The sequence below is a fragment of the Bradyrhizobium sp. MI1.3 genome (assembly GCF_055811695.1).
Map to the genome: position 1 here is coordinate 1 of NZ_JBVVPQ010000034.1, position 17,609 is coordinate 17,609.

Below are 17,609 nucleotides of genomic sequence, written 5' to 3' on the forward strand. Positions count from 1 at the left end.
GGTGCAAACCGCGGCAGGCCATTCCTCACGGAACAGGTCGAGAATAACTGATCGCGCTATTACAAGGGTGGGCAAAGGCGCTTAGCGCCGTGCCCACCATCTTCCCGCGATTGCGACCTGTAATGGTGGGCACGCTTCGCTTTGCCTCACCCTACGACTTCACTCCACGGTCTTGGTCAGACCAACCCGCATGTCCGTGGCGGTGAAGACGCAGATGCCGTCGGCCAGCACGCGACCGTCGGCAATTCCGAGCACCAGCTTGCCGCGCCGGACCATCCTCATGGAGACTTCGTAGCGCACGCGTTGCGCGTTCGGCGTGACCTCGCCCGTGCACGCGACCTCGCCGACGCCGATGGCGCGGCCCTTGCCCGGGGAGCCCGACCATCCCAGCCAATAGCCGACCATCTGCCACATGGCATCCAGCCCCAGAGAGGCCGGCATCGTGGCATCGCCGCGATAGTGGCAATCGAAGAACCAATGGCCCGGCGCGATGTCGAGCTCGCCGACGATATGGCCCTTGCCGAACTCGCCGCCGTCCAGGCTGATCTCCGTGATGCGATCCATCATCAGCATCGGCGGCGCCGGTAATTGCGCATTGCCCGGGCCGAAATAGCCGCCCTCGCTCGATCTCAGCAGCTCATCCCTCGTGTAGGACGGTTGCGGCGTGTGAAAATCATGCGGGTTGGGCAAGACGACAAGTCCTCCGGATGCTCGCGGGCGGACCCCTCAAGGCGGCGAGAGAGATGTCGTTCGTCCGGTCAGAATGTCAAGCGCGGGTGGCGGTGCGTGGCTTCGGCGTCACGCCACCCGGTTGTGCGTCTCGACTGCGAATTCCGGATCGGCCTCGCAGATCACGCGGTTGCGGCCGTTGCGTTTGGCGGCGTAGAGGCAGGCATCCGCGCGTTCGATCAGCGCATCGGTGTCGTCGCCCGGCTTGAGCATGGAGACGCCGACCGAGATGGTGACGCGGCCGAGGATTTCGCCGGTGGACTTCTTTTTCAATTCCTTGGCCATCACCGCGCGGCGGATGTGATCGGCCACCGTGAGGGCCTGGCGCAGCGCGGTGTTGGGCAGCACGACCGCGAATTCCTCGCCGCCATAGCGGGCGGTGATGTCCTGGCCCTTGATGGTCTGCTTCAGCGACAGGCCGACCAGCCGCAGCACCTGGTCGCCGGTGAGATGACCGTAGGAATCGTTGAACGACTTGAAATGATCGATGTCGACCAGCAGCAGCGACAGCGGCTCACCGGAGGCGAGCGCGCCTTCCACGGCCATGTCGATCATGCGATCGAAATATTTGCGGTTGCCGAGCCCCGTCAGCGGATCGGTGAGGCTCTCTGCGCGGATCGCCTCCAGGCTCTGCTGGAGGTTGCTGATCTCGCTCTTCGACAGCGTCAGCCGGTCTTCCAGCGCCTTGTTGGTCTCGCGCATCTCGCGGGTCGAATGCAGCAGCGTCTCGACGATCGACTTGAGCTGCTCGCGGCTCTTGGCCGATGACAGCTTTTCGGTCGCGCCCGACAGGCTGGCATCGTAGGAGCCGGTCATCCCGAGCGCGTCGCCGAGGACCTTCATCACGTCGTCGATCTCGCCGATGACGCGCGCGCCGACCTTGTCGATGCGGTCGGTAGTCTTGATGTGGGAGAGGTAGGTCTCGTAGATCTGATCGAGATCGGCTTCGGTGAGCTTGCCGCTCCGCGCCAGCGTCTCGTTGATGATCTTGTTGAGTGGAGCGTTGTAGCCGGTGGCGTAGACGTACCAGATCTCGTAATTGCGGGGAATTGCCGTCTGCCGTAGCGATCGGATCTGACCGAGCGCTACCTCGGCGAACGCCATCGTGCGTTCGTGTTCGTCGAGCACCTTGACCACGGAACATACCCCACAGCGATCAGCGTGCCGGCGACCGCAGCAATACTTAAATTATGTTCGTAGGCTAACGGACGATCGTGAACGCCCCGTAAATATACGTCCACGAATGCATCCGAAAAAGTGCGCGCCAGCTTGGTTTCAACCAAAGCCGGGCGCGTATCGTGCTTCAGGCGCCGGCGGGGGAGCGAACCGGACGCAGCAGAAATGCCGGCAGATGCGAGTGGTCGCCCGGCTCGCTGTCGGCCTCGCGTTGGCGGCGCGGCTCGGGACGGCCGATCGACGGCACATGCGACGGATTGGCCTGCTGGCGCGCACCGTCACGCGGCTCGGATGCTGGCCTGGCTTCGCGCGGAGGTCTTGCCTCACGCGAAGGTCTGGCTTCACGCGAAGGTCTTGCTTCACGCGAAGGTCTTGCCTCGCGCGCGGGCTTTGCTTCGGAAGCGGGCCTTGCCTCGGGAACGGACCGTGCTTCGACAGAAGGCTGTGCCTCGCCACGTGGTTCGCGCGGCTCATGGCTGCGTTCGCGATCGCGACCGCGCTGCGGCTTGCCGCGTCCGCCGCGTGAACGTTCACGGCCGCGCTGCTCGCGCGGACGCTCGCTCGCATCGGATGCATCGGTGCGGACTTCGAAATCGCCTTCGGCGCGCGGAATGCTCTGGCCGATCAGCTTCTCGATCGCCACCATCGACTTCTGGTCGAGCGGCGTAACGAGCGAGATCGCCATGCCGGACCGGCCTGCGCGACCGGTGCGGCCGACGCGATGGACATAGTCGTCGGGATGGTGGGGAACGTCGAAATTGAAGACGTGGCTGACCTCGGGGATGTCGAGGCCGCGGGCGGCGACGTCGGACGCGACCAGGAGGGGCAGCTCGCCCTTGCGGAACTGCTCGAGTGCCGCCGTGCGGGCCGACTGGTCCATGTCGCCATGAAGCGCACCGACGCTGAAGCCGTGCTTTTGCAGCGATTTGTGAACGACGGCGACGTCGCGTTTGCGATTGCAGAAGATGATCGCGTTCTGGAGATCCTTGGCCTCGCGCAGCAGTCGGCGAAGCAGCTCGCGCTTCTCGTGCGCCTCGCGCCCGGCCGGGACCTGGCACTGCGTAACGGTGACAGCGGTCGTGGCAGGCTTCGATACCTCGACCTTCTGCGGATTGTGCAGGAAGGTTTCGGTGATGCGCCGGATCTCCGGCGGCATGGTCGCGGTGAAGAACAGGGTCTGCCGCGTGAACGGGACGAGCTTGCAGACGCGCTCGATGTCGGGAATGAAGCCCATGTCCAGCATGCGGTCGGCTTCGTCGATGACGAGCAGCTCGACGCCGGTGAGCAGCAGGCCGCCGCGCTCCGTGTGGTCGAGCAGGCGGCCGGGAGTTGCGATCAGCACGTCAACGCCGCGCGTCAGCTTGGCATCTTGGTCGCCGAAGGAAACGCCGCCGATCAGGAGGGCGACGTTGAGTTTCTGGCCCGCGCCGTAGCGGTCGAAGTTTTCCTTCACCTGCGCCGCGAGTTCGCGGGTCGGCTCGAGGATCAGGGTGCGCGGCATGCGCGCCCGGGCGCGGCCCTTTTCAAGAATGGTGAGCATCGGCAGCACGAAGGCCGCGGTCTTGCCGGTGCCGGTCTGGGCGATGCCGAGCACGTCCTTGCGAGCGAGGACGTGAGGGATCGCCTGTTCCTGAATGGGGGTGGGGGTGGTGTAACCGGTGGCCGCCACTGCGGCGAGGACTTTTTCGGATAGTCCGAGATGGGTAAAAGACATTGAGCCTCTGGTCGAAACCGCCGTTCGGAATCGAGGGTAATAAGGCTGTCGCGTTCCACCCCGAAACGGCGCGCTCTCAAAGAAGCTGGGGGTGCTGACTCACGCGAACAAAGCGCCAGGCTCAGGAATCGCTCTTCGATCTGAGCCGCGTCGCCACGGAACATAGGCGGGAATCGGCCAAAGTCAATGGAGCAGGCGCGGGAAGGCCCTAAAAAACCTGAGGTTTTCGCCCAAATAGCGGGCGAGGCTGCGGTTTTCCGCCCAATCCGGCGATCGGCCGGAGCTGTCCAAACGTCGGCTAACGTCCTTCCGAACCTTGGGCCCGGAAGTCGCCGGGGGCCATCCCGTAGGCGGCGTTGAAGACTCGGTAATAGGTCGCGAGGCTGTCGAAGCCGCAGGAGGTCGCGATGTCGGCGATCAACCGGTCCGGGGCTTCGCGCATCAAGCGGCGGCTCCGGTTCAGGCGTTCCTCCGTCACGGTTTGCGAGAAACTCTTGGCCGCGCTTTCGAACAGCATATGCAGGTGACGCACGGAGATGCCGAGCAGGTCGGCCACCATGGTCGGCGCCAGATTTGGGTCTTGCAGGTGGCGCGCGATCAGGCGCCGTGCGTGCGAGAGCCGGGCGGTCCGCAGCGCGGCCTGCCCGAGGCGGCCGCTGGACCGCAGGATGCCGCGCTCGATCAACGCCAGATGGGCTAAAGCCTGGACGAGGGAAGCGGCATCGGCGGCGCCGTCGTCACCTGCGGCAACCGCACCGAGATCGGCGAAGCAGGCGCCAAGCAGGGGCGCCAGGGTGGAATCGTCGAACGTCCGGGGCGCAAGCTCGCGCATGCGCTTGTCCTGCGTGGAGAGGCCGATCACGGGAATCTTCAGGATCCGCAGGTGGAAGCCTCCTGCGCCGAGGGGCGTCGTGCGATAGGGCAGGTCCGTATGGCTGGTGGCGAAGCTGCCATTGGCGATCGTGAAATCGCTGCCGCGCATGCCGCCGAACCAGCCGCCGCTGCCAAGCTGCTGATAGACGCAGATGCTGTCGCCCGGCGCGTGAGCGATGTCGGTCATGCTGCGCTCGACATTGTAGTGCGAGGCCTTCAGCTCGACGAGGCCCGCTCCGCCAAGCTGACGCAGCGAGAATTCGCCGAAGAAGTCGGCGCGGCGTTCGCGCTCGAGTTCGGCGGTGACGCCGAACAGGCCCTTGGCGCGCACCTCGCGCCAAAAGTCGAAGCGATCGTGCGGCTCGACCTCGTCGGTGCACCAGCGATACACGGCGGCCCCTCGCTTCCAGCGGAATTGCCCACAAGAATTGATTGAGAAAAAGCAGATTCCAGCGGGATCTGCCATAGGCTAGACGACAGAACCTGAGTCCTCAGGGCTGTTGAACCAGCGCTATGGCTGGGCCGACTATCACATCAACGACGCGGTTCCCATGAACCGCTGTTCGAAGGAACCGGCGTGGGCTGTTCTTGAGGGATTTTCGATGACGCGTCGGCTTTTCAGAGTACTGGCAGCGCTTGGCCTCGCGGCCGGCCTCAGCGGTTTCGCGCTTCCCGCCTGTGCCGAGAAGCGCGTTGCGCTCGTCGTCGGCAACAACGACTACAGGAATGTTCCGAAACTGCTCAAGGCGGTCAACGACGCCCGCACCATGGGCGATACGCTAAAGCAGCTCGGCTTCTCGGTGATGGTCGCCGAAAACCAGAGCCGGCAGCAATTTTCGGAGACGCTGCTCGCGTTCGATCGGACGATCGAGCCCGGCGACACCGCGTTCTTCTTCTATGCCGGCCACGGCTTCGAAATCGCAGGCCAGAACTACCTGCTGCCGACGGACGTGCCGGCGGCCACGGAAGGGCAGGAAGAGCTGGTGCGTGACGCCTCCATCCTGGCCGATCGCATCGTCGAGCGCCTCCAGAACAAGAAGGCGCGAACCTCGATCCTGGTGTTCGACGCCTGCCGCAACAACCCGTTCGAGCGCAAGGGTACCCGCGCCGTCGCCGGTGGCGGCGGGCTTGCCTCGATGGTGCAGCTGCCCGAAGGCGTGTTCTCGGTCTTCTCCGCGGGCCCGCGCCAGACCGCGCTCGACCGTCTCTCCAATGACGACGCCAATCCCAATTCGGTGTTTACGCGCACCTTCGCCAAGGAACTGCTCCAGCCCGGCGAGAACCTGGTGCAAGTGGCGCAGCGTACGCGCCGTCTCGTCAGCGAGATGGCCGACACCGTCAAGCACAGGCAAGTGCCGGTCTATTTCGATCAGATGGTCGATGACGTCTTCCTCGGCGGCGTCGCGAAGGATGCCGCCGCGCGCCCGGCCGATCCGCCGGCGCAGAAGCTCGCGGCGCTGCCACCGGTCTCGGTGCCGCGCGTGCCGAAGGAGGAGACCACCAACGCGCCGATCGCGAGCTTCTCGCGCCACAATGGCGGCTGGAGCGTGGTGTTCTCCTTTGCCGATCCGACCCTCGGCGTTTCCTGGCGCATGGCCGGCAATGGCGACTTCCGCGAAACCGGCTTCATCGATACGCTCGACCCGCGCACGCGCAAGAGAATGCCGAACCCGTCGATCGAATTGCCGCCGGACGCGCAAGCCGGCACCATCGAGGTCCGCTATGTCGACCAGTCCGGTGACATGCAGGGCCCGTTCCCGATCAGGTTCAATCCCGAAGCCGCGCTGATCCGCGACCAGCGCAAGATCCTCGACATGACCGCGACGAGCTGGCTGTCATTCCGCGAGTTCAACGGGCTGCTGGTCTACTACACGCACCTCGTGTCCTACCGCTGCGCCATCCGCGAGGTGCGCATCGGCATCGACACCGCCGTTCCGAACCAGGTCTTGAAGATGCCGGGCTGCGACATGCGCGATCCCAGCGCGATCAGCGCCGGCATGCCGCTCTACATGAAGCTCGCGCCGGCAACGCAGTTCATCTCGGTGGAGCTGACCTATCGCGACGGCAGCGTGTCGGAGATCAAGAGCTTCCGCAGCGCGAACCGCAGCAACAATTGAGGTGTCGAGCAGGACGCGTCCGCCGTAGCTATTCGCGGCGCTTCCTGATGAAGCGCTTGACGGCCTCGATCAAGGGCGGAGTCGGCAAGAAGAACGCGCCCATCGCGATCGAGATGATGACGCGGCGCAGCAGGAACTTCTCCTACTCCTCGTACGGATAACCGTTCTGTTCGATGCGCACCGGCGCAAGCGGCGGCCTGCGCGGTGCGATCATGATCAAGACGAAAAGCACGTTGATCAGGATCCAGACGCCGAGCAGTATGAGGATTGTCTGCACTGCCATGTCCTGAATCAGTCGGAATTGGTGGCAAGGCTAACGGCCATTCACAATCGCGGCAAATGAATCTTGCTTGCTGCACTGCACAGAAACCTTGACCCGTAAATGAGGGCCCGGCCGTGAAACCCGTACCTCGCAGCATCCCCAGGGCTCTTCGTTGAAAGTGCGGTGCTGCATCGTCGGCGGCGGACCGGCCGGCATGATGCTCGGCTATCTCCTCGGGCGCGCCGGCATCGATGTTGTGGTGCTGGAGAAGCATGCGGATTTCTTCCGCGACTTCCGCGGCGACACCGTGCATCCCTCGACACTCCAGGTGATGGACGAGCTCGGCCTGATCGACGGATTTCTGAAGCTGCCGCATCAGCGCTTGCAGAAGATGGACGGCCTGTTCGGCGGTCCCCGCGTTCGCATCGCCGATCTCAGCCGCCTCCGCACCAAGTACCCGTTCATCGCTTTCATGCCGCAATGGGATTTCCTGAATTTCCTGCGCGAGGCCGGCCAGCGCTTCGCTTCGCTGAAGGTGATGATGAACACGGAGGCCGTCGATCTGATCCGCCACGGCGAGACCATCGCCGGCGTGCGGGCGAACACGCCTGATGGCATCGTGGACATCGAAGCCGATCTCACCATCGCCTGTGACGGCCGGCATTCGACCGTGCGACAGCATTCCGGCCTCGAGGTCGAGGAGATCGGCGCGCCAATGGACGTGCTGTGGTTTCGCGTCGGCCGCAAGGCGAACGAGACCGAGAACGTGTTCGCGCGCGTCGAGCCCGGCAAGATGATGATCACCTTCGACCGCGGCGACTATTGGCAGTGCGCCTATGTCATCGCCAAGGGACAATACGACGCGGTGAAGGCGAGGGGATTGCAGGCGCTGCTTGACGAGGTCGTCCGCATGGCGCCGATCCTGAAGAACGGCATTGCCGACGTGAAGAGCTTCGACGATTTCAAGCTGCTGACCGTTGCGATCAACCGCCTGAAGCGCTGGACGCAGCCGGGCCTGCTTCTCATCGGCGACGCCGCCCATGCGATGTCGCCGGTCGGCGGCGTCGGCGTCAATCTCGCCGTGCAGGATGCGGTCGCGACCGCAAATTTGCTGGCGGACAAGCTGCAGCACGGCTGTCCGTCGGAGAACGAGCTCGACGCCGTGCGCCGTCGCCGCGAATTCCCGGTGAAGATGACGCAGCGAATGCAGATGATCGTGCAGAACAACATCATCAGCGGCGCCTTGCGAGGCGGCGACCGGCCGTTGAAAGTGCCGCTGATCGTGCGCCTGATCACCGCGCTGCCGTGGCTCCAGGGCATTCCGGCGCGCCTGATCGCGCTTGGCGTCCGGCCCGAGCACGTGCAGTCGAAGGCTGCGGCGGCACGGTAGCGCAAGGACCCGGTAGGGATAACGCGGCGTTAAATCGCGCTCAGGGCGTTGCCTGCGTACAACAGTTCAGATGGATTGAAGGCGCGCTGCTTGCCAATCCGGCGTCTTAACTGTCTTGATTCAAATTTGAGTAAGACCTGCGTGTGAGCGTGCACCCATCAAAGGACACGGGGTGTACCATGCGTACCAAGTTGATTGCCGCCTTCGCCTGCACGACCGCTCTGGTTTCGACGGGCGCCGCTTCCGCCGCCGATCTCGGCGCGCGCTACACGAAGGCGCCGGCCTATATGGAGTCGATGTTCAACTGGACCGGCTTCTATGTCGGCGGCCACATCGGCGGCGCATGGACCAACGAGCAGTTCATCAACAACGGGACCGGCGCGCCGTTCGGCGATCTGACCCTGGGGCAGGGCTACCGTCAGCGCAGCGCCGGCATCATGGGCGGCGCCCAGATCGGCTACAACTGGCAGGCCAACAACTACGTCTTCGGTATGGAAGGCACGATCTCCGGCCTCGACAACAAGGGCACGGTCGTGAACACGGCATTTGCTCCGGGCGGCAACGTCTTTGATTGGCGCGCCAATGTGCTTGCCACCGTCGTCGGTCGCGCGGGCTTCGCCGTGCAGAACAACCTGTTCTACATCAAAGGCGGCTATGCCGGCGTGAACAACCGTCTGTCGGTCACCGATACGGTCGGTCCGGCCACCGGTTCCGGCGGTCAAACCCATTGGGCCAACGGCTGGACCGTCGGTGCCGGCTGGGAATACGGCATCACCCGCAACTGGATCGTCGGCCTCGAATACAACTACGCAGCCTTCGCCAGCCAGACCTATCAACTTGGCGGCACGTCGGGCAACTACAGCTTCGATGCCAAGCCGCGCGACATCCAGTGGGCCGTCGTGCGCGCCAGCTACAAGTTCGACGCGCCAGTCATCGCCCGCTACTGAGTGGGTCAACGAACGACCAAGCAGCCATAAAAGACGATCACTACCCAAATTCAAAAGCCCCGGCATTGTCCGGGGCTTCTTTTTTGTGTGCAGGTTTATCGCGTACGATCTACGCCATCACCGAGAACCCGCCATCGACGGGGATCGCGGTGCCGGTGACGAAGTTAGAGGCGGACGAGGCAAGGAACACGGTAATGCCGGCGAAATCGTCGATGTCGCCCCACCGCCCCGCAGGCGTGCGTGCCAGCACCCGCTCGTGCAATCCCGATACCTGCTGCCGCGCACCGCGGGTCAGGTCAGTGTCGATCCAGCCCGGCAGGATGGCATTGACCTGGATGTTGTCGGGCGCCCATGCGTTGGCGCAGGCGCGCGTGTACTGAACGATGCCGCCCTTGCTCGCCGCGTAGGCCGTCGCGAAGCTCGCGCCGAAGATCGACATCATCGAGCCGATGTTGATCACCTTGCCGTTGCCGGACGCCTTCAGCGCCGGATAGGCCAGCTTCGAGCACAGGAAGGCGCTGGTGAGGTTGGTGTTGATCACCGTATTCCACTCGTCGAGCTCGAGCTCGTGCGGCGGCTTGCGGATGCTCATGCCGGCATTGTTGATGAGGATGTCGATGCGGCCGAGGTCCCCGACGACACGCTCGACCATCGCGGCGATGGCCGCCTTGTCGGTGACGTCGGTGGGAACACTGATCGCCTTCACGCCGCGTTGACTGAGATCGGCAACGGCGGCGGTAGATTTGGCTTCGTTGCGTCCGACCACGGCGATGTTGGCGCCGGCGTCGGCGAGGCCACGGGCCATGCCGAGCCCGATGCCGCCATTGCCTCCCGTGACGATCGCGACCTTGCCGCGGAGATCGAACCGACTGGATGTCATGCTGCTATTCCCTGGTTTCTTTTATTGGTTGCTCTGCCAGATCAGCACCAGCCCGAAGCCGGCCATGGCTGCGCCATAGCCGGCCCATTGCAACTGGTTGACCATGAAGCTCGATCGCGGCCACGCGACGGTGCCCGTGCCCTGTCCGATCCAGAGCAGCCCGACGGCAAGGGCAAACAGGCCTGCTACAAGCAGAAATCTGCGCATGCATTCCTCCCCATTGGTCCGCTCTGTCGTGCCGCAGCATGACGATAGCCGCGGCCCGAAAACTTGCCGGGAGACTAGCCGTAGCCGTGGTCGGGATACAATGGCTGCTGATGCAGGCCGCAGGGTGAATGCATGTCCACGCAAGGTCCGCTGAAGCACCGTACAACGAAAAAGCCCCGGCGATGCCGGGGCTTTGACGTCTGAAGATTAGGTCAGATCAGATCAGTACTTCGCGACGACCGGACCGGTCCAGTTGAAGCGGTAGACCAGCGAAGTCGAGATCGTCTGGTTCCAGGTGTTGGCGCGGATGTCGCGGCCCACAAGGACGTTGCCAGCATCGAACAGTTCGTTCTGGGTCTTGGCGTTGTAGAAGGCCGAGCGATATTCGGTCTTCATGAACCAGCCGGGCGACTGGATGCCGAAGATGTTCAGGTTGTTCTCGACGCCGCCGCCGACGAACCAGCCATTGCGGTTGTAGCTGTTGAGATGGATACCGGCGGGCACGCCGGCCAGGGTCATGAAGTTGGTCTGGCCGAAGTGAGCGCCCGAGTAACCGCCGTTGACGTAGGAGAGAACGTTCGGAGCGACCAGCCAGCCGAGGCGGACACCAGCGGCCCAGGAATCTTCCAGCTTCTGGTTGCCAGTGATGCCAGCGATCGGATCCTGGATGGTAGCACGGATGCTGCCGAACTGACCGTCAGCGAATACGCCGGCGACCCAGGTGCCGCTGAACTGCCAGTCGTAGCCGAGACCGACGGTGCCGAACCAGCCCGAGCCACCCTGGCGCTGATCGATCGTCAGGGGAACTGCGCCGACCGTGGTCTGCACGCGCTGGTCAGCGGCCGAGAGGCCGCCGCCGGCGCCGCCGAAGAGATAGAAGCCGGTCCAGCTGGCGACAGGCGCTGCCATCGGGGCCTTCACGTAGGGACGGGCGCCAAGGTCAGCGGCCGAGGCCGAACCGGTCATCGCGGCAACCGCGGTCAGTGCGAGCAAAATCTTCTTCATCTTAAAATCCCCAAGCTTTGGTCTGTCTGGCAGGCGCGAGCGCACTGAAGTCCGTGTCATCTGATGTCCCGGACTATACCTGCTTCTCTCCGAAATGCTGTTGCAGAGCAGGCACAGTTGCCGGGAAACGCCGCACGGCAGGGATTCCGAGTGTCGCTGTCGAAGTATGAAATAACCCTGCATTATCAAAGTGATACGCCGAATTTTGCGATTTGTATTTTGGTAACTTCTCGTTAGTGAATCCGGCTTTGTCCGAAACGGAGGCAATCCTGCATCAGCCTGACTGGGTGAGTCGTTGGCCGAGTCGCGATGCGACGAGGCAGGGAATCACCGAAATCGAGGCGGACCGTTGGCAGGATGGTCGGGCAGGATCGGCGGGCAGGATCGGCGGGAAAGAGCGGTTGTCGTCCCCAAAAACAAAAGAGCCCCGGGCTTCATGCCGGGGCTCTGGATGGGATACGACCGGGTAGCGCCTGCGGATCAGACGTCCAGCAAATCGTCATTGGCGAATTCGGCCTTGTCCGAGATGAACGCGAAGCGCGCTTCGGCCTTGGTGCCCATCAAGCGCTCCACCGAATCCGCCGTGGTGTCGCGGTCGTCGGCGAGCAGAACCACTTTCAGCATGGTCCGCTTTGCCGGATCCATGGTGGTTTCCTTGAGCTGCGCCGGCATCATTTCGCCGAGGCCTTTGAAGCGATTGACCTCCACCTTGGCGTTGGCGTTGAACTCGCTCTTGATCAGCGCTGCCTTGTGCGCGTCATCGCGGGCGTAGACCGACTTCGTGCCGTTGGTCAGCTTGTAGAGCGGCGGCACGGCGAGGAAGAGATGGCCTTCGTCGATCAGCCGCGGCATCTGCCGGTAGAAGAAGGTGATCAGCAGCGAAGCGATGTGCGCACCGTCGACATCGGCGTCGGTCATGATGATGATGCGCTGATAGCGCAGATCCTCTTCGCGATACTGCGCGAGCATCCCGCAGCCGATCGCCTGCACGAGGTCGGCGAGCTGCGTATTTGCCGTCAGCTTGTCCTTGCCGGCGGACGCGACGTTGAGGATCTTGCCGCGCAGCGGCAGCACGGCCTGGGTTTTGCGGTCGCGCGCCTGCTTGGCGCTGCCGCCGGCCGAGTCTCCCTCGACGATGAAGAGTTCCGAGCCGTCCAGACCGGCATCGCTGCAATCGGCGAGCTTCCCGGGCAGACGCAGCTTCTTGCCGGCGGTCTTGCGCGCGGTCTCCTTCTCTTGCCGGCGGCGCAGCCGCTCCTCGGCGCGGTCAACCACGAAGTCGAGCAGCCTGTTCGCCTGGTTCGGATTGCCCGACAGCCAATGGTCGAACGGATCCTTCATCGCCTGTTCGACGATGCGCTGCGCTTCGGCCGTGGCAAGGCGATCCTTGGTCTGGCCCTGGAATTCGGGCTCGCGCACGAATACCGAGAGCATCACGGCTGCGCCGACCATCACATCTTCAGACGTAATGGACGACGCGCGCTTTCCCTGGCCGACGCGCTCGGCGTGATCCTTCAGGCCGCGCAGCAGCGCGCTGCGCAGGCCGGATTCGTGCGTACCGCCGTCGGGCGTGGGCACGGTGTTGGTGTAGGAGGAGAGGAAGCCGTCGGCATCCGCGGTCCAAGCCACCGCCCATTCGCAGGCGCCATGCGCGCCGTTGCGGCCCGATTTGCCGGAGAAGATGTCGGGATGCACCAGCGTGTCGGCATGGATCGCGGCGGCCAGATAGTCCTTGAGCCCACCTGGAAAGTGGAACGTCGCTTCCGCCGGCACGTCGTCGACGCCTTTGAGCAGTTCGGGCGCGCAATTCCAGCGGATCTCGACACCGCCGAACAGATACGCCTTCGAACGCGTCATCTTGAACAGGCGCTGCGGCTTGAACGCGGCTTTGGCACCGAAGATATCGGTGTCCGGCTTGAAGCGCACGCGGGTTCCGCGGCGGTTGTTGATCTTGCCGAGATCCTCGAGCTTGCCCTTCGGGTGCCCGCGCTCGAACGTCATGCGATAGAGTTTCTGGCTGCGCGCGACCTCGACCTCGAGCAGCGAGGAGAGGGCGTTCACCACGGAGATGCCGACGCCGTGCAGGCCGCCCGAGGTCTCGTAGACCTTGGAGTCGAACTTGCCGCCCGAATGCAGCGTGCACATGATGACTTCGAGCGCCGACTTCTTCGGGAATTTTGGATGCGGATCGATCGGGATGCCGCGGCCGTTGTCTGTGACGGTCAAAAAGCCGTCCGCGCTCAACTCGACTCCGATGAAGGTCGCGTGCCCCGCCAGCGCCTCGTCCATCGAGTTGTCGATAACTTCGGCGAAGAGGTGATGCAGCGCCTTCTCGTCGGTGCCGCCGATATACATTCCGGGCCGGCGGCGCACCGGTTCCAGACCTTCGAGCACCTCGATGTCGGCTGCCGTGTAGTCGGCCTCGGCGCCGCCCGCACGTGGGGCGGCCTTGGCGGCGCGGGGCTTGGGCTCATCGCCGCCGAAAAAATCGTCTTTTGCTTTGGGCTTCAACTGCTTGGACATATATCTTTATGCGCTTTGAGGGCCGCATGAGCGGCGAATCGGTTGGGCCGACTATGCCACTTCTGACCTGGAAAGGTTATCGCAGGCCGGGCCGGGCGGTGTGGTTGGGAGCCAATCCCGGCGATTTTACGCCGCAGCCCCATCAATTCCCGCCAATGTGACGTTCCGGTCCGGTCTGGATCGGACTTTGTGACTTGATGTCACACAAGTCCTTGGCTTACCAGTCCTTTTCATCGAGCAGCACCTTCAGGCAGGGCGGAAAGGCTATTTTGAATGGAGCAGTATGCGCACGCGCTGGCCGATTTCGTGCGCGCTCATCAGACGTGGGCAGCTCCCATCGTGTTCGTGCTCGCCTTCGGGGAGTCACTCGCGTTCATCTCGCTGCTGATCCCGGCCTGGGGCGCGCTGGTCGCGATCGGCGCGCTGATCGGGGTGAGCGGCATCAGCTTCTACCCGGTCTGGATCGCCGGCGGCATCGGCGCAGCACTCGGGGACTGGGTCTCCTACTGGTTCGGCTATCGCTACAAGGAGCATGTCGCCCAGATGTGGCCGCTCTCGCGCTATCCGGAACTCCTGCCCAGGGGTGAGGCTTTCGTGCGCAGCTGGGGCGTGCCGAGCATTTTCATCGGACGCTTCTTCGGCCCCTTGCGTGCCTCCGTGCCACTTGCAGCCGGCATTTTCGAGATGCCCTATTGGAGCTTCCAGGCCGCCAATTTCGTCTCGGCGCTGATCTGGTCGGCGGCGCTGCTGCTGTTCGGCGACGTGATCGCGAAGATCATGGAATGGCTCTGGCGCGTGGTGTGACAAAGCGCGCGGCTTGGAAGGTCGTGGAGAAACTTAAAAGTTGTTCTTTCCGAGAGTGCGGCTGGTAATTTTCACCTGCTAGTTGAGCTGCCGACCTGACGGCCGAGCGCTCAGCATATGATCGTACGAATTTGTTCAGCTTTTCTGGCAGCATCGCTACTCTCGTCGCCGTGCATGAAACTGCGTGCCGCCGAGTCACCGGATAGCGACGGTAGGCCCGGCTGGATCGACCCGGGCTGGCGCCGAACGGTGGCCCGCGATGCCGTTAGCTTCGATGAGAACGGGCTCAGCACCGAGGTCTTCGAGTTCGAAATCAAGGCGCTCGACGAGAAGGGCGCAGCAGCCATCGCGCAGCAACGTTTTCAATACAACAGCTATTTTGACGATTTGACGTCAATCGAGCTTGCCACTCTCAAGGCAGACGGCGGCGTGGTCGCGGTGGATCAGCGCGCCATTCGCGATCAACCGGCATCGACAGATTCCTCATCTCCCTATTTCGACGAGGTGCGCGACAGGATCATCGCCTTTCCGCATGTTGCTCCCGGCGACAGCATCCGCGGGCGTCTGGTCTACAAGGCCAAGCAGCCGAGATTTCCGGGTGAGTTTGCGCGCTTTTGGAGCGAGCCGGCTAACCAGCCACCCGAGTTACTCGAAGTGACCGTTGACGGACCGGCATCCAGGCCGCTGCGGATCGCATTGCGCAACGTCGAGCACCATGAAGAGAGAGTGAACGATCGGATCATCCATCGGGTGCGTTTCCGGCGAGACGCGCCGAGACCCCGGCAGATCGACGAGGAGACTCTCGCGGGTGCAGAGCGTTTCGAGGTGAGCACGTTTGCTGACTATTCCGCTTTCGCGGCGACGCTGAACTCCCGCAACGCCCCCATGGCGCGACCGGATGAGAGGATTACACGACTTTCGCAGGAGATCGTCGGCGACGCCATCGGCGCACGCGCGAAGATCGAGCGCATCTACAATTGGGTGGCCCGTAATATCCGCTACGTCGGCATTGGCCTCGAGGACGGCGGCTGGACGTCTCAGCCCGCCTCGGCCGTGCTTGCGTCGCGCTATGGCGACTGCAAGGCGCACGCGACACTGTTCAAGGCGCTGCTCGCCGCCCAGGGCATAGAAGCCAATCTGGTCGCGGTGAACTCGGACGCAAGGTACATGCTCACCGAAGTGGCGACGCCAAATTTTGACCACGCGATCGCTTACGTCCCGGAGATTGACCAGTACCTCGATCCGACAGCCTCTCTCTTTGCCTTCGGATCGCTGCCGCCGGAGCTTGCGGGCAAGCCGGTCCTCAACATCGACAGAGGTGCCTTGGGCCGCATCCCCATGACCGAGCCGGCGCGCTTCCGGCTGGCCGCGGAAACGGACTACGTCCTTGGCAAGGACGGGAAGCGCGAGGTCCGGTCGATCCTGTCCGGGACAGGCGTCGGTGCACAATTAGGACGCGTGGTCGCGCAGGGCTTGGATGATGCGGATCGGCGGATGGCCGCCAGCCGGCTGATCGAGCAGGCCGGCCTGACCGGCACCGGTGATTATACTTACCCCAATCCGCGCGAGCTGACGGACAACTACGCCATCACGTCAACATTTCAGATCAGCAAAGCCCTCGAAGTTGATCGGCCCACGCGCGTCAGGATGTTGCCTTTGACGGATCCAAGGCAATCGCTCTTGCGGTTGGTTGCGCGCCAGGCGAGCGGGCGGCCGTTTGTTTGTCGGCCGATGGAATACCGCGAGGCCGCTTCGCTCACGATTCCCGAAAACACTTTCTTCTACGAAAAACCGGCGCCGGTCGTCTATTCGGCGACTTTCGAGGGCAGGACAGGCTACGGAGACGTTCACGGCCGGATTGACGTGAGTGGTACCATTGACCTCGATGGCCGAACCATTCGTTCCAACGCAGTTCTTCGCCTTACACTCGATGCGCCGGTCTGTCCGGCAGAGTTTGCTCCGGCAATCGAGAAAGGGTTCGATAAGCTTGACGAGTTCAAGTACGGGCTGATCGGCGTGACCTCGAAAGGCGGATCCTCGGTCATCGACGTCAGCGCCGACTTCAAGGACGGCGTGAGCGCATATCTTGCGCATGATTTTGAACGCGCGATGGAGCGCTTGAAGCCGCTGGCTGAAATCGGAAGCGCACGTGCGCAATTCTATCTGGGAGCGATGTACCGGAACGGAAGTGGGACTAAGCGCAATAGCGCGGAGGCCATCAAATGGTTTCGCCTGTCTGCCGAACAGGGCGATGCCTACGGCCAGGAGAGTCTTGCGTACGTCTATGAGATGGGCCTGGGTACAGCTCGCGACGAGAAGCAGGCGGCCGACTGGTACGCCAAGGCGGCGGATCAGGGGAACGCTTTTAGCCAATCCCGACTTGCAGCTATGTACTGGGACGGACGCGGCGTTCCCCAAGACTTCTCTTTGGCTTTCGATCTGTTTTCGAAGGCGGCTGACCAGGGCTTGACGTTCGCGCAAACACGTCTGGGCCTCTTGCACATCAAAGGCGAAGGCGTGCCGCAGGATCTCGCCAAGGGTATATCCTTGCTGCGCAAGGCCGCTGATCAGAACGACGGGTTGGCCCAATACAATCTGGGGTGGGCGTATGAGAGCGGCACGGGCGTGTCCAAGGACACCCGGCAGGCGATCAAGTGGTACAGCAAGGCGTCCAATCTTGGAAACGGCCAGGCAAGCGCCCATTTATACGAGCTAACCCGCGCAGGTTCCTTTTGGGAGATTCTCTTCAGCCAGCTCGGCATGGCCAGGTGGTAGCGACGGCGAGTGCAGGCCAGCCGATCGAGCGCACCGGCCCCCTCTCTTGGCTACGGCAGCCCGGAATGACCGGTTCCAATACCTTGACGGCTCGCCGATCTGGCCTTATAGCCGCCCGCCATGATCAACGCCGCGACCATTTTGTTCGCCCGCCGCCGCCGCCGCTCTTTAGCGGTTTGGGCGGTCGATCGCGTTTGAGATCATCGT

Annotated in this window: 14 protein-coding genes; 5 read left to right on the plus strand and 9 right to left on the minus strand. The window is 63.3% G+C overall.

Translation table 11 applies throughout. The features are described 5' to 3' along the window. Nucleotides 1-159 precede the first annotated feature (159 nt). From fabA to AC0L3A_RS23560, 4 genes are all read right to left on the minus strand, one after another. Nucleotides 160-690, minus strand: a complete 531-nt coding sequence (gene fabA / locus AC0L3A_RS23545; RefSeq protein WP_354128165.1) for a bifunctional 3-hydroxydecanoyl-ACP dehydratase/trans-2-decenoyl-ACP isomerase — start codon at nucleotides 688-690, stop codon at nucleotides 160-162. Between the two features lie 108 nt (nucleotides 691-798). Continuing rightward, nucleotides 799-1,866 (minus strand): GGDEF domain-containing protein, encoded by a 1,068-nt coding sequence (locus tag AC0L3A_RS23550; RefSeq protein ID WP_354128166.1) that lies wholly within the window; start codon nucleotides 1,864-1,866, stop codon nucleotides 799-801. Nucleotides 1,867-2,032: 166 nt separating this feature from the next. Beyond that, nucleotides 2,033-3,619: a DEAD/DEAH box helicase gene (locus AC0L3A_RS23555; RefSeq protein ID WP_354128167.1), complete on the minus strand. Its 1,587-nt coding sequence runs from the start codon at nucleotides 3,617-3,619 to the stop codon at nucleotides 2,033-2,035. A 298-nt stretch (nucleotides 3,620-3,917) separates the two neighbouring features. Further along, the gene (locus AC0L3A_RS23560) at nucleotides 3,918-4,883 is read right to left on the minus strand and encodes an AraC family transcriptional regulator (protein ID WP_354128168.1); all 966 of its coding nucleotides are present in this window, start codon (nucleotides 4,881-4,883) and stop codon (nucleotides 3,918-3,920) included. Between the two features lie 211 nt (nucleotides 4,884-5,094). On the opposite strand from AC0L3A_RS23560, the gene AC0L3A_RS23565 reads away from it, so the two are divergent. Continuing rightward, the gene (locus AC0L3A_RS23565; RefSeq protein WP_354128169.1) at nucleotides 5,095-6,609 is read left to right on the plus strand and encodes a caspase family protein; all 1,515 of its coding nucleotides are present in this window, start codon (nucleotides 5,095-5,097) and stop codon (nucleotides 6,607-6,609) included. A gap of 142 nt (nucleotides 6,610-6,751) precedes the next feature. Here the strand turns inward: AC0L3A_RS23565 and AC0L3A_RS23570 are convergent, their stop codons facing one another. After that, nucleotides 6,752-6,892 carry a hypothetical protein gene (locus AC0L3A_RS23570; RefSeq protein WP_245285860.1) on the minus strand — a complete coding sequence of 47 codons (141 nt, stop codon included), beginning with the start codon at nucleotides 6,890-6,892 and terminating at the stop codon, nucleotides 6,752-6,754. Between the two features lie 151 nt (nucleotides 6,893-7,043). Here AC0L3A_RS23570 and AC0L3A_RS23575 point away from each other — a divergent pair, with 151 nt between their 5' ends. Beyond that, on the plus strand, nucleotides 7,044-8,261 hold the full coding sequence (locus AC0L3A_RS23575) for an FAD-dependent oxidoreductase (RefSeq protein WP_473255320.1): 1,218 nt from the start codon (nucleotides 7,044-7,046) through the stop codon (nucleotides 8,259-8,261). Nucleotides 8,262-8,440: 179 nt separating this feature from the next. Then, a complete protein-coding gene (locus AC0L3A_RS23580) occupies nucleotides 8,441-9,208 on the plus strand; it encodes an outer membrane protein (protein ID WP_007591542.1) in 768 nt (255 codons plus the stop codon). A 109-nt stretch (nucleotides 9,209-9,317) separates the two neighbouring features. Here the strand turns inward: AC0L3A_RS23580 and AC0L3A_RS23585 are convergent, their stop codons facing one another. The 4 genes from AC0L3A_RS23585 to parE form a co-directional block, all read right to left on the minus strand. Next, nucleotides 9,318-10,088, minus strand: coding sequence for an SDR family NAD(P)-dependent oxidoreductase (locus AC0L3A_RS23585; RefSeq protein ID WP_007591541.1), 771 nt, complete (start codon nucleotides 10,086-10,088; stop codon nucleotides 9,318-9,320). A gap of 21 nt (nucleotides 10,089-10,109) precedes the next feature. Further along, nucleotides 10,110-10,295, minus strand: coding sequence for a hypothetical protein (locus AC0L3A_RS23590; protein ID WP_007591540.1), 186 nt, complete (start codon nucleotides 10,293-10,295; stop codon nucleotides 10,110-10,112). A gap of 222 nt (nucleotides 10,296-10,517) precedes the next feature. Next, nucleotides 10,518-11,300, minus strand: a complete 783-nt coding sequence (locus tag AC0L3A_RS23595) for an outer membrane protein (RefSeq protein WP_007591537.1) — start codon at nucleotides 11,298-11,300, stop codon at nucleotides 10,518-10,520. 480 nt (nucleotides 11,301-11,780) lie between these two features. Next, nucleotides 11,781-13,823 carry a DNA topoisomerase IV subunit B gene (parE, locus tag AC0L3A_RS23600; RefSeq protein ID WP_247286189.1) on the minus strand — a complete coding sequence of 681 codons (2,043 nt, stop codon included), beginning with the start codon at nucleotides 13,821-13,823 and terminating at the stop codon, nucleotides 11,781-11,783. A gap of 273 nt (nucleotides 13,824-14,096) precedes the next feature. Here parE and AC0L3A_RS23605 point away from each other — a divergent pair, with 273 nt between their 5' ends. Both AC0L3A_RS23605 and AC0L3A_RS23610 read left to right on the plus strand, forming a co-directional pair. Further along, nucleotides 14,097-14,627 (plus strand): DedA family protein, encoded by a 531-nt coding sequence (locus AC0L3A_RS23605; protein ID WP_354128171.1) that lies wholly within the window; start codon nucleotides 14,097-14,099, stop codon nucleotides 14,625-14,627. Between the two features lie 174 nt (nucleotides 14,628-14,801). Further along, nucleotides 14,802-17,402 carry a DUF3857 domain-containing protein gene (locus tag AC0L3A_RS23610; protein ID WP_354128172.1) on the plus strand — a complete coding sequence of 867 codons (2,601 nt, stop codon included), beginning with the start codon at nucleotides 14,802-14,804 and terminating at the stop codon, nucleotides 17,400-17,402. Nucleotides 17,403-17,609 lie beyond the last annotated feature (207 nt).

Coding starts and splice junctions, on each gene's coding strand:
- AC0L3A_RS23555 (WP_354128167.1), bottom strand. CDS start 3,619: ATGTCTTTTACCCATCTCGGACTATCCGAAAAAGTCCTCGCCGCAGTG.
- AC0L3A_RS23565 (WP_354128169.1), top strand. CDS start 5,095: ATGACGCGTCGGCTTTTCAGAGTACTGGCAGCGCTTGGCCTCGCGGCC.
- AC0L3A_RS23570 (WP_245285860.1), bottom strand. CDS start 6,892: ATGGCAGTGCAGACAATCCTCATACTGCTCGGCGTCTGGATCCTGATC.
- AC0L3A_RS23580 (WP_007591542.1), top strand. CDS start 8,441: ATGCGTACCAAGTTGATTGCCGCCTTCGCCTGCACGACCGCTCTGGTT.
- AC0L3A_RS23585 (WP_007591541.1), bottom strand. CDS start 10,088: ATGACATCCAGTCGGTTCGATCTCCGCGGCAAGGTCGCGATCGTCACG.
- AC0L3A_RS23590 (WP_007591540.1), bottom strand. CDS start 10,295: ATGCGCAGATTTCTGCTTGTAGCAGGCCTGTTTGCCCTTGCCGTCGGG.
- AC0L3A_RS23595 (WP_007591537.1), bottom strand. CDS start 11,300: ATGAAGAAGATTTTGCTCGCACTGACCGCGGTTGCCGCGATGACCGGT.
- parE (WP_247286189.1), bottom strand. CDS start 13,823: ATGTCCAAGCAGTTGAAGCCCAAAGCAAAAGACGATTTTTTCGGCGGC.
- AC0L3A_RS23605 (WP_354128171.1), top strand. CDS start 14,097: ATGGAGCAGTATGCGCACGCGCTGGCCGATTTCGTGCGCGCTCATCAG.
- AC0L3A_RS23610 (WP_354128172.1), top strand. CDS start 14,802: ATGAAACTGCGTGCCGCCGAGTCACCGGATAGCGACGGTAGGCCCGGC.